This is a genomic window from Cupriavidus sp. P-10, assembly GCF_003402535.2.
GTDB lineage: Bacteria > Pseudomonadota > Gammaproteobacteria > Burkholderiales > Burkholderiaceae > Cupriavidus.
Genome location: NZ_AP025170.1, coordinates 508,203 through 519,872 on the forward strand (window position 1 = coordinate 508,203; position 11,670 = coordinate 519,872).

Below are 11,670 nucleotides of genomic sequence, written 5' to 3' on the forward strand. Positions count from 1 at the left end.
GGTGCGCCGTCAATCATGCGGTGCCGGTGCGCTCGGCGAGGTAGGGATCCGCGTAGCCCAGCGCCTGCAGGGTCTCGGTCTCGATCGCCTCCATTTCCTCGGCCTCGGCGTCTTCCTCGTGCTCGTAGCCCTGCGCATGCAGCACGCCATGCACCACCAGGTGCGCATAGTGCGCTTCCAGCGGCTTGCGCTGCTCGCGTGCCTCGGCTTCGACAACCGGGCAGCACAGCACGATATCGCCGCTCACCGGGTCGTCCTCGTTCTCGGCATAAGCAAAGGTCAGCACGTTGGTAGCGTAGTCCTTGCCGCGGTAGGTGCGGTTCAGCAGGCGGCCTTCTTCCTCGCCGACGAAGCGGATCGTCAGCGCGGCATCGGCATACAGCGCCGACTTGACCCAGGTCTCGATCTTCTTGCGCGGGGGCAGGCCATCCTGCTTGCCGATGCCGTCGCCTTGCTGGATCTCCAACTCCAGCGCCGGCGGTGTGGCCGGGGTGCCGGTGGTGGTCACGACCGGCGTGGCGGTCACGGCCACGGACAGCGAGTCATGGTTGTCCGGGCGCACCAGCAGGCCGGCCTGCTGGTTGGTGTCGGTGTGCTCGGCCAGCAGCGCGACCACGCCGTCGGCGGCCAGCGACAGGTCCAGCGTCAGGCTGCGGCCGTCCGGCAGTTGCACGCGCAGCGCGTGCGCGGCGCTCTTGCGCGCGCGGCCTTCGCCATCGAACAGGGTCAGGCTGACGCCCGGGGCCTTGGATTTCTGGATTTTCGGGGATTTCAATTACGCGTCCTTGTGCTGGGCGTGGTATTCGTCATAGGCATCGACGATGCGCGCCACCAGCGGATGGCGCACCACGTCGATGCTGGTAAAGCGGGTGCAGGCGATGCCGCGCACGTCGCGCAGCACGTGCTGCGCATCCACCAGGCCGCTCTTCTGGCCCTTGGGCAGGTCGATCTGCGTGGTGTCGCCGGTGATCACGGCCTTGGAGCCGAAGCCGATCCGGGTCAGGAACATCTTCATCTGCTCGGGCGTGGTGTTCTGCGCCTCGTCCAGGATGATGAAGGCGTGGTTCAGCGTGCGCCCGCGCATATAGGCCAGCGGCGCGATCTCGATCATCTGGCGCTCGAACATCTTCTGCGTGCGGTCGAAGCCGAGCAGGTCATACAGCGCGTCATACAGCGGGCGCAGGTAAGGGTCGACCTTCTGCGCCAGGTCGCCGGGCAGGAAGCCCAGGCGCTCGCCGGCTTCCACCGCCGGGCGCGTCAGCACGATGCGCTTGACCGAATCGCGTTCCAGCGCGTCAACCGCGCAGGCTACCGCCAGGTAGGTCTTGCCAGTGCCGGCCGGGCCGATGCCCATGGTCAGGTCGTGCGCCAGGATATTGCGCAGGTATTCTCGCTGCGCCACGGTGCGGCCCTGCAAGCCGGTGCGGCGGGTGTGCAGCACCGGCGATTCGTCGTCGAACTCGCGCTCGTCGTCGTTGCCCTTGTCGTCCTCGTTGCCGGGCAGATAGCTGCCATGCGCGCTGAGCTGGCGCGTTTCCACCAGGCCCAGTTGCACGTCGTCGATCGACAGCGGCGTGCGCGCATGGTTATAGAAGCGCTCCAGCGCCAGCGCGGCGTCCTGCGCGTGGGTGCCGCGCACCGTCATGCGATGGCCGCGCCGCTGGATGGTCACGTCCAGCGCCTGTTCGATCTGGCGCAGGTTTTCGTCGAGCGGCCCGCACAGGTTCTGCAGCCGGGCGTTGTCGTCCTTGGGAGCGACGAATTCTGCGGAAGGGACTTTCATCTTGTGGCGATGGCCTCGCTATGTGCTGTGCCTGGATTACTGCCGGACCACGATCTCGCCGCGCAGCGAGTGCGGGAATGCCTGCGTGATGCTGACGTCGACCATCTGGCCGACCAGCCGGTCGCGGCCTGCCTGGGGCACGCCGGGCAGCGCAAAGTTGACCACGCGGTTGTTCTCGGTGCGGCCATGCAGCTCGGTCGGGTCCTTGCGGGCCGGGCCTTCCACCAGGATGCGCTGCACCGTGCCGACCATGTTCTGGCTGATGCGCTGTACGTTTTCCTCGATGGTGGCCTGCAGGCGCTGCAGCCGGCGCAGCTTGACCTCGTGCGGGGTGTCGTCGTGCAGGTTGGCCGCGGGCGTGCCCGGGCGCGGGCTGAAGATGAAAGAGAACGAGGTGTCGTAGCCGATCTCTTCGATCATCGCCATCAGCTTCTCGAAGTCGGCATCGGTCTCGCCGGGGAAGCCGACGATAAAGTCCGACGACATCGACATCTGCGGGCGCAGCGCGCGCAGCTTGCGGATGATGCTCTTGTACTCCAGCACGCTGTAGCCGCGCTTCATCGCCATCAGGATGCGGTCCGACGCATGCTGCACCGGCAGGTGCAGGTGGTTCACCAGTTTGTCGCAGCGGCCGTACAGCTCGACCAGGCGCGAGGTGAATTCCTTCGGGTGGCTGGTGGTGTAGCGGATGCGCTCGATGCCCGGGATCTCGGCCACGTATTCGATCAGCAGCGCAAAATCGGCGATCTCGCTGGTGTCGCCCATCTTGCCGCGGTAGGCGTTGACGTTCTGGCCCAGCAGCGTGACTTCGCGCACGCCTTGCCCCGCCAGGCCGGCGACTTCGGCCAGCACGTCCTCGAACGGGCGCGAGACTTCCTCGCCGCGGGTGTAGGGCACCACGCAGTAGCTGCAGTACTTGGAGCAGCCTTCCATGATCGACACGAAGGCACTCGGGCCATCCACGCGCGCCGGCGGCAGGTGGTCGAACTTCTCGATCTCGGGGAAGGAAATATCGACCTGCGACTGGCCGGTGCGCTGGCGGCGCGCGATCAGGTCTGGCAGGCGGTGCAGGGTCTGCGGGCCGAACACCACGTCGACGTACGGTGCGCGCGAGACGATGCTGGCGCCTTCCTGGCTGGCGACGCAGCCGCCGACGCCGATCACCAGGTCGGGCTTGACCGCCTTGAGCGCCTTCATCCGGCCCAGTTCGGAGAACACCTTCTCCTGCGCTTTCTCGCGCACCGAGCAGGTGTTGAACAGGATCACGTCGGCGTCTTCGACGTTGTCGGTGGGTTCCAGCCCCTGGCTGGCGTTGAGGACGTCGACCATCTTGTCCGAGTCATACTCGTTCATCTGGCAGCCGTACGTCTTGACGAAAACTTTCTTCATATGCCGATCTCAGTGGTTGACCTGGGGGCATCAGGGTGTTGCAACAACGCGCGGTCGCGTGGGGCACGCCGCGCTCTTTCGGGGGACTACGATTTCTGTTTCAGCGCCTTCTGCTCCGGCTCGCTCAGCACCCAGGCGGTCAGCAGCTGGCCATAGAGGTCCAGCTTGTACCGCACCGGCAGCTTCTGACCCGCCACCGCGGCGGAGGCCAGCAACTGGTTGTCGGTGCCAAACAGGCGCAGGCCCGGTGCCACGCCGACGGTCTTGCCGTCCAGCGTGGCGGTCTGCGGCGCGGTGGCCGCCGGGGCGGCGATCACCAGCTTCGCCGCCTGCGCGTCCTCCGGAATCACCCGCACCGGCTGGGCCGAGGCGGTGGCCGCGCCGAGCAGCAGGGTTGCTACGCTCGCCAGCCACGGCAACCGCCCGCGCAAGGATCTGGCATTTTCCGGCGCCTCGCGGCGCGTATCACGACCTGCTGGCATGGGGAAACTCCGTCAAGTGAGGCGAAGCGTGGGTGGGGGAGGGCCCGGAGCGGGCGCAACCCGCCATTTTACTCGCTTGGCGCCTGCCCGGGGCGGACCGGCAAGACGGTGTTCAGAAGAGGCAGGATGCTTCTTGCAGCACACGCTGCTTCGACACGGTGCCGATCAGCTCACGGTCGACCGTGTCCCGCACCAGCGGGATCCGGTTGATGCCGTGTGCGGCGAACACCTCAAGCGCATCGCGCAGGCGCGAATCGGGGGTCAGCGCCGGGAAGTCGCGTTCGGCCAGTTCCAGCACGCCTTGCTGCGAGCCTTCGCGCTGGGCGCGCTGCACCGCGTGGATCGACAGTGCCCCCAGCAGGCGGCCGTCGAACTGCACCAGATATAGATAGCGGGTACCGGTCTCGGCGAACTTGTCGGCCGCCTCGGCGAGGGTGGCATTGGGGTCGAGCACGGTGGCGGTCGGGTCGCACAGCCCCGCCAGCGTCATGGTGCGCGCATGCTCGGCCGCGGCCGACGCCTGCGCGCGCTCGGCGATCACGCTGTACAGCGACAGCGTCTGGCAGCGCGACGCCGTGTAGTACGCCGCCACCGCGCCGATCATCGACGGCAGCAGCAGCGCCGGCGCCAGCGTCATTTCGAACACCATCAGCACCGACATCAGCGGCGCCTGGCTGGTCGCCGCCAGGAACGCGCTCATCCCGACCAGCGGCAGCAGCGGCGTGGCGCCGTCGGCCACGCCATGCATGGCCAGCGCCAGCAGTTGCCCCAGCGCCGCGCCAACGAACAGCGACGGCGTAAACACCCCGCCGACCGCGCCCGAGCCCATGCTGATCACCGTAGCCACCAGCTTGGCCAGCAGCACTGCGGCCACCGGCACGCTCAGCGGCTGTTCCTGCAGGATGGTCTGGATGGTGTGGTAGCCGTTGCCCACCACTTCGGGCACGGCCATCGCCAGCACGCCGACCAGCGCGCCGCCCAGCGCCAGCCGCGCCACCGGCCCGCCCGGCACCGCGGCAAAGCGGCTGCGGGCGAAGCCCGACGCGCGCATGAACAGCGCGCCGACGATGCCGGCCGCCACGCCGAGCCCGGCGGCGGCCAGCAGGATATGCGGGCGCAGGTCGGGCGCGATTTCCAGCCCCGGATACAGTGGCTGCAGTCCGCCGTGCCACTGGCTGACCATGGCACCGGCTACCGACGCAAGGAACAGAGGCATCAGCCGCTGGACGGCCAGCGCCCCAAACACCACTTCGGCAACGAAGACGGCCGCGGAGAAAGGGGTGTGATAGACGGTGGCCAGGCCCGCTGCGGCGGCACAGGCCGTCAGCATCCGGCGCATGTTCGAGCCGCCGCCGCGCTCCAGCCGCGTGGTCGGGAACAGCGAGCCGCATAGCGCCGCCAGCTGGATCATCGCGCCTTCCTTGCCGACCGAGCTGCCGCTGACGATGGAGAAGAATGACGACATGGCGCGCAGCAGCGTGATCCGCACCGGCAGCCGGCCGCTGCCGTTGGCAACCGCTTCCATATAGTCAGTTGCGCCGCTGTGGCTGCTGGCCAGCCGATTGGACAGCACCAGCAGCGCGCCGGCCAGCGCGCCGCCCACCGCCGGCACGACTACGCGCCAGCCCAGTGCCAGCGCGGCAAAGACGACCACCACGTCGGCATGGCTGGAGAACAGCACCACGCCGGCACCGTCCAGCGCCTCCTTGAACAGCGTGGTCGCGATGGCTGCCACGATGCCGACCGGGATGGCCGCAAAGAGGGTGACTTCCTGGTCTTCAAGGAAACGCAAGCGCATGGCGCGGGCTCCGGGGCGCAGCAAAGTGCCGGGGCAGGCAGGGCTGGCCTGGCATCACTGCGGCGTTTTTGGGGCGGGCCGTTGTCGGCAGCGCCCGCCATGATAGCGCAGCGCCACTCGCTCCGCGCCGATGTGCGCCGTACCGCATGTGGCGCCGCCGCATGTGCAGAACCGGCTCGGCCCGGACTGGTACACTAGCGACCTTTCCCGCGGACGGGCCATTGGCCCGCCAGGCCGGCCTTCCGGCCGCTCCTGTCACCGATACCGAACATCAATTACACGAGCCATCCCGCGATCGGCGCACCGCGTGCGCAGGGATGGCCGAAGCAGCAATTCATGTCTTTCTCCGAACTCGGCTTGTCCGAAAAGATTGTGCGTGCGGTGGCCGAACAGGGCTACACCTCACCGACTCCCATCCAGGCCCAGGCGATCCCCGCCATCCTCAAGGGTGGCGACCTGCTCGCAGGCGCCCAGACCGGCACCGGCAAGACCGCCGGCTTCACCCTGCCAATGCTGCAGTTGCTGTCCGCGTCCGCCGCGGCCCGCGCGGCCGGCAACGCGCCGCGTCCCGGCAAGCCGGCCGTGCGCGCGCTGGTGCTGACGCCCACGCGCGAACTGGCTGCGCAGGTCGAGGAAAGCGTGCGCAACTACGGCAAGTACCTGCGCCTGCGCTCCATGGTGATGTTCGGCGGCGTCGGCATCAACCCGCAGATCGAGCAGCTCAAGCGCGGCGTCGATATCGTGGTGGCCACGCCAGGCCGCCTGCTCGACCATGTGTCCCAGCGCACCGTCGACCTGTCGCAGGTAGAGCTGCTGGTGCTCGATGAAGCCGACCGCATGCTCGACATGGGCTTCATCCACGACATCCGCAAGATCCTCAACGTGCTGCCGGCCAAGCGCCAGAACCTGCTGTTCTCGGCGACGTTCTCGGACGATATCCGCGCACTGGCCGACCGCCTGCTGAACAACCCCGCCTCGATCGAGGTGGCGCGGCGCAACACCACCGCCGAGACCGTCGACCAGCGCGTCTATGCGGTCGACCGCGAACGCAAGCGCGAGCTGCTGGCCCACCTGGTGCGCCAGCATGACTGGCACCAGGTGCTGGTGTTCACCCGCACCAAGCATGGCGCCAACCGCCTGGCCGAGCAGTTGACCAAGGACGGCCTGTCGGCGCTGGCGATCCACGGCAACAAGAGCCAGTCGGCGCGCACGCGCGCGCTGTCCGAATTCAAGGCCGGCACGCTGCGGCTGCTGGTGGCGACCGATATCGCCGCACGCGGCATCGACATCGACCAGCTCCCGCATGTGGTCAACTTTGACCTGCCGAACGTGCCCGAGGACTACGTGCACCGCATCGGGCGCACCGGTCGCGCCGGCGCCGAGGGCGAGGCGATCTCGCTGGTCTGCGTGGACGAGCACGCGCTGCTGCGCGATATCGAACGCCTGATCAAGCGCAAGATCGAGCAGACCGTGCTGACGGGGTTCGAGGTCGACCCGACCATCGCAGCGGAACCGATCCAGAAGGGCCGCCAGCAACGCGGCGGCGGCCAGGGACAAGGACAGGGCCAGGCCCAGGGCCGCGGCCGTAGCCAGGCACGCCCGGCAAACGCCGACGGTGAGCCGGCACCGCGCGCACGCGCGCCGCGCCAACCCCAGGACGCACCGCGCCAGGGCCAGGGCGGCCAGCCGCGTCAACGCCAGGCCGAAGGCGGCCAGCGCCGCGGCGGTGGCAACGGCAACGCAGGCAGCAACCATAATGGCAGTAGCAATGGCGGCGCCCGCAACGGCGCACCGCGCCAGGGCAGCCAGGAGCCGGCACGCGGCCAGCAACGCGCCGCCGCCCAGCCGGCACGCCAGCCGCACGATGCTGCCCCGGCGCCCGCCCGCAACCGCCGCCCGGCGCCGCAGGCCGCGCTGCTCGGCGGCAACCGCAACCGCGACTGACACCATGACAGCGTCCACCGCCCCGGCCGATTCCGGTATTCCCTATGCCGGCCTGACGCCTGAGCGGATGCTTGACGCGCTCGAAAGCGCCGGTCTGCGCCCCGACGGGCGCCTGCTGGCGCTCAACAGCTATGAGAACCGGGTGTGGCAGGCCGGCATCGAGGACGCCGCGCCGGTCATCGCCAAGTTCTACCGCCCCGGCCGCTGGACCGACGCGGCCATCCTGGAAGAACACGCCTTCGTGCAGCAGCTGGCCGATGCCGAGATCCCGGCCGTGCCGGCGCTGGCCTTGCCGGCCGGTGCGCCGGATGCGGGCACGCTGCGCCACCACGCCGGCTTTCGCTTTGCGGTGTTCCCGCGCTGCGGCGGCCGCGAACCCGCGCTTGACCGCAAGGACACGCTGACCTGGCTCGGCCGCTTCATTGGCCGTATCCATGCCGTCGGCGCGGCGCAGCCTTACCAGGCCCGGCCCGCACTGGATATCGACACCTTCGGCGTTGCCCCGCGCGACTGGCTGCTGGCCAGCGGCTGCATTCCCGCCGATTTGCTGCCGGCGTGGCAATCAGTCGCCGACCTCGCGCTGGACGGCGTGCGCCGCTGCTACGAACGTGCGGGCGACGTGCCGCTGCAGCGCGTGCATGGCGACTGCCACCGCGGCAATGTGCTGTGGATCGACGAAGACGATGCGCGCGGCGGCAGCCACGGCGCGCCCGGCCCGCACTTCGTGGACTTTGACGACAGCCGCATGGCGCCGGCGATCCAGGACATCTGGATGCTGCTGGAGGGCGACCGCGCGGCGATGCAGGACCAGCTGGCCGATATCGTGGCCGGCTATGAAGATTTCGCTGAATTCCGCATGCGCGAACTGTGGCTGGTGGAAGGGCTGCGCACCCTGCGCCTGCTGCACTACAGCGCCTGGCTGGCCAGCCGCTGGACCGACCCTGCCTTTCCGGCGGCGTTCCCATGGTTCGGCACCGCGCGCTATTGGCAGGACCGCATCCTGGAACTGCGCGAACAGGTCGCGCTGATGGACGAAGCGCCCCTGTGGGGCGCCTGAACAACGATACGCGGCGCTATGCGCGCCGCGCTTTGGGTTTGTCTACTTCTTTTCCGGTGCCTTGACCAGCAGCACCGGGCAATCCGCCTGCGCCAGCACGCGCCCGGCCACCGAGCCGATCACCGCATCGAAGAACGAGCCGCGGCCGTGCGTGCCCATCACGATGGCTTGCGCACTCACCGAACGCGCGTAGGTCACGATGCGCTCCGGCGCGAAGCCATGCAGCGCATGCCGCTCGAAGGGCACGCCGGCCCCCGACAGGATCTCGCTGACACCCGCCATCGCCTTGTCGCTGGCCTCCTTGTGCCAGTCGTCGATCGTCTCCTTGCTGACAAAGGCGCGCACCTGGCCGCTGACTTCCGGGGCCACATGCACGACATGCACGGTAAAGCCGTTCTGCAGCAGCTTGCCTTCGGCAATAAAGCGTGCCGCGGCATCGCTGAAGGCCGAGCCATCGGTGGCGAGCACGATATTGGTCATGACGGGAATCTCCTCGATTGGGGGCTGTCGGGACGAGCCAGGTTGAAGAACACCTCCTGGCGCTGCCGCCGTGGGGCGCCGGCGCCATCTGAAACCATCATCGCAGCTAGTCTGCCGTTGTGACCCGACTTAGATCAAGTTGGTTCGGAAAACTACGATTCCGCCGGTGCCGCGCGTGCGATAGCCGGCCGCATGGCAAATCCGACAACACGGCTGGCAGTTTCGGCCATTGCCGCCCCGGCGCCGTGGCGCGTAGCATGCTCCCGAGCCCCATGACAGACCGGCAGGCCTCCAGGCCTCCAGGCCATCAGGCCGCCGTACTGGCGCGGCGCACGACACATCCCACACAGCTGGCCCGGGGCCCGGATCCCGGATCCCGGCGCACGGCAACCGGAGACAAGCAAGATGAGTGAGCATGGCAAGCTGCTGCCCCTGCGCGGCATCAAGGTGGTGGAGTTCGAAGGCATCGGCCCCGGCCCGCTGTGCGGCGCGATGCTGGCCGGCCTGGGCGCCGAGGTGACGCTGGTGACCCGCCCGGTCGCGCCCGACGCGCGCCGCATCCTGCGCGGCCAGGCCGTGCCGCCGGAGATGGAGCTGGAGCACGGCAAGCAGGTCGTGCAGCTGAACCTGAAATCGCCCGAGGGCGTGGCCGCGGCGCTGGAGCTGGTGGCTGGCGCTGACGCGCTGATTGAAGGGCTGCGCCCCGGGGCGATGGAGCGGTTGGGCCTGGGCCCCAAGGCCTGTCACGCCCGCAATCCGCGTCTGGTGTACGGCCGCATGACGGGCTGGGGCCAGAGCGGCCCGCTGGCGCAGAGCGCCGGGCATGACCTGAACTACATCGCGCTGACCGGCCTGCTGTCGATGGCAGCACGCGACGACGCGCTGCCGATGGTGCCGCCGACCGTGATGGGCGACGCCACCGGCGCGCTCGGCCTGGCCTTTGGCCTGACCAGCGCCATCCTGAGCGCGCGTGCCAGCGGCGAGGGCTGCGTGGTCGATGCGGCGATCACCGACATCGTTGCCATGCTCGGTTCCCTGGTGCAGGTGTCGCGGGCCGCCGGCACGCTGGGCGGGCCCCAGCCCAGCCCATTCCACGATTCGCCGTTCTATGACGTCTACCGCTGCGCCGACGGCCGCGCCATCACGCTGGGCGCACTCGAGCCGCAGTTCTACCGCGAACTGCTCGAACGGCTGGAACTGACCGACCTCGATCCCGCAACGCAGTACGACCGCGCCCAGTGGCCCGCCCTCAAGGCGCGCATCGCCGCCTGCATCGCGGCGCAGCCGAGTACGCACTGGGAAGCGCTGCTGGGCGGCACCGATGTCTGCTTCGCGCGCGTGCTGACGCTGGACGAGGCCGCCCGCCATCCGCACAACCAGGCGCGCGGCACCTACCAGCTGTACCGGCAGGGCGAGCGCGAGGTGCCGCGCTCGACGCCGGCGCCGCGCTTCCTGCCCGCGGGCACGGAGTGAGCGGCCGGTTCGGCCAACACCTTTCGGCTAACATCTGTCATCACCTCATCACCGGAGACAGATGCCATGGCCGAACCCAGCCAGAATCCCCACTACGCCCCCACGCCCGCATTCGCGGCCGGGCTCGAGGTCCGCACCGAGGTCCTTGGCCCGGCGCATGTGCAGCGCGCGCTCGATGCCGCGGCCCAGCAGGGCGATACCAGCCTGCAGCAACTGGTCACGGAATTTGCCTGGGGCACGGTGTGGACCCGCGAGGGGCTGGACCGCAAGCAGCGCAGCCTGGCGACGGTATCGATGCTGATCGCGCTGAACCGGCCGCAGGAGCTGGCCGGCCACCTGCGCGGCGCCCTGGCCAACGGCGTCACCCCCGAGGAACTGCGTGAGCTGATGGTGCACAGCGCCGTTTACTGCGGTTTCCCCGCGGCGCTGGACGCGAGCCGCAAACTGACTGAAGTGCTCGACGCCGCCAAGTCCTGACGCGCGGGCCGGCCTGGCGCCACCAGGCTGTCCACCCCTGCGGAATTGCCCGAGGGCCGCGCAGATTCTGCTGCATTCGAGCAGCGAGAATTCGGCGCTTCAGCACGCAGCGAGGCCCTTAACCTTGGCAACTGCCCAAGCTGTCAAGGAGCTCCAATTGCACCACGCGCTGATCGTCGACGAGCCTTCCCGGTTCCGCACTACGCTGTCCGGCCAACTGACAGCGGCATTGGATGCCGCCGAAGTGCTGGAAGCCGACGGCGTGCGCGATGCATTCCGGCTGGTGCGCGACCACCGGCCCGGGCTGGTGCTGGTCGATGTCGAGTATTTCGGCAATCCTGGCGTTGATTTCGTCCGACGCGTGTCGGCGACCTTTCCCGCGGTATACGTGCTGGTGCTGTCCGGTACCGACGCCACCGCCGCGCCGGTGCGGGCGTTGCGCGCCGGCGCGCATGGCTTCGTGGTCAAGCACCGCGGCGTGCCCGAGGTGCTGCAGGCCGCGCGAGGCGTGCTGAGCGGCTATCTGGTGTTCCCCATGCGCACGCTGGAGGCCGCGAGACAGCTTGGCGAAGCGCTCGACTCCGGCGTTCCGCGGCTCAGCAACCGCGAGATCACTATCCTGCAATACCTGGCGCGCGGCCATTCCAACAAGGCGATCGCCGGGGAGCTGCTAATCAGCAGCAAGACGGTCAGCACGCACAAGGCCAATATCATGGCCAAGCTCAATGTGAACTCGCTGGTGGAAATGGTCGACTACGCGCGGCGCCACCAGCTGGTGTGGTGAGAG

11 protein-coding genes are annotated in these 11,670 nt (G+C 68.8%); 5 read left to right on the forward strand and 6 right to left on the reverse strand.

The window, feature by feature from the left end; genetic code table 11:
* Positions 1–13: 13 nt before the first annotated feature.
* From ybeY to CTP10_RS02400, 5 genes are all read right to left on the reverse strand, one after another.
* Positions 14–775 (reverse strand): rRNA maturation RNase YbeY, encoded by a 762-nt coding sequence (gene ybeY / locus CTP10_RS02380; protein ID WP_116317153.1) that lies wholly within the window; start codon positions 773–775, stop codon positions 14–16.
* The gene (locus CTP10_RS02385; protein WP_116317154.1) at positions 776–1,783 is read right to left on the reverse strand and encodes a PhoH family protein; all 1,008 of its coding nucleotides are present in this window, start codon (positions 1,781–1,783) and stop codon (positions 776–778) included.
* Between the two features lie 36 nt (positions 1,784–1,819).
* Positions 1,820–3,172: a tRNA (N6-isopentenyl adenosine(37)-C2)-methylthiotransferase MiaB gene (gene miaB / locus CTP10_RS02390; protein WP_116317155.1), complete on the reverse strand. Its 1,353-nt coding sequence runs from the start codon at positions 3,170–3,172 to the stop codon at positions 1,820–1,822.
* Between the two features lie 86 nt (positions 3,173–3,258).
* The gene (locus CTP10_RS02395) at positions 3,259–3,654 is read right to left on the reverse strand and encodes a hypothetical protein (RefSeq protein ID WP_116317156.1); all 396 of its coding nucleotides are present in this window, start codon (positions 3,652–3,654) and stop codon (positions 3,259–3,261) included.
* 112 nt (positions 3,655–3,766) lie between these two features.
* Positions 3,767–5,473, reverse strand: a complete 1,707-nt coding sequence (locus tag CTP10_RS02400; protein ID WP_334223306.1) for a ClcB-like voltage-gated chloride channel protein — start codon at positions 5,471–5,473, stop codon at positions 3,767–3,769.
* Between the two features lie 315 nt (positions 5,474–5,788).
* Here CTP10_RS02400 and CTP10_RS02405 point away from each other — a divergent pair, with 315 nt between their 5' ends.
* Both CTP10_RS02405 and CTP10_RS02410 read left to right on the forward strand, forming a co-directional pair.
* Positions 5,789–7,396 carry a DEAD/DEAH box helicase gene (locus CTP10_RS02405; protein WP_116317158.1) on the forward strand — a complete coding sequence of 536 codons (1,608 nt, stop codon included), beginning with the start codon at positions 5,789–5,791 and terminating at the stop codon, positions 7,394–7,396.
* 4 nt (positions 7,397–7,400) lie between these two features.
* Positions 7,401–8,453: a serine/threonine protein kinase gene (locus tag CTP10_RS02410; RefSeq protein WP_116317819.1), complete on the forward strand. Its 1,053-nt coding sequence runs from the start codon at positions 7,401–7,403 to the stop codon at positions 8,451–8,453.
* 42 nt (positions 8,454–8,495) lie between these two features.
* Here CTP10_RS02410 and CTP10_RS02415 read toward each other — a convergent pair whose 3' ends face one another.
* Entirely contained in the window at positions 8,496–8,933 is a 438-nt protein-coding gene (locus CTP10_RS02415) for a universal stress protein (protein WP_116317159.1), read from the reverse strand.
* 405 nt (positions 8,934–9,338) lie between these two features.
* On the opposite strand from CTP10_RS02415, the gene CTP10_RS02420 reads away from it, so the two are divergent.
* The 3 genes from CTP10_RS02420 (at position 9,339) to CTP10_RS02430 (ending at position 11,667) form a co-directional block, all read left to right on the forward strand.
* Positions 9,339–10,406 (forward strand): CaiB/BaiF CoA transferase family protein, encoded by a 1,068-nt coding sequence (locus CTP10_RS02420; protein WP_116317160.1) that lies wholly within the window; start codon positions 9,339–9,341, stop codon positions 10,404–10,406.
* A 66-nt stretch (positions 10,407–10,472) separates the two neighbouring features.
* Positions 10,473–10,883: a carboxymuconolactone decarboxylase family protein gene (locus tag CTP10_RS02425; RefSeq protein WP_116317161.1), complete on the forward strand. Its 411-nt coding sequence runs from the start codon at positions 10,473–10,475 to the stop codon at positions 10,881–10,883.
* Between the two features lie 157 nt (positions 10,884–11,040).
* On the forward strand, positions 11,041–11,667 hold the full coding sequence (locus CTP10_RS02430) for a response regulator transcription factor (RefSeq protein WP_116317162.1): 627 nt from the start codon (positions 11,041–11,043) through the stop codon (positions 11,665–11,667).
* The last annotated feature ends 3 nt before the right edge of the window (positions 11,668–11,670 follow it).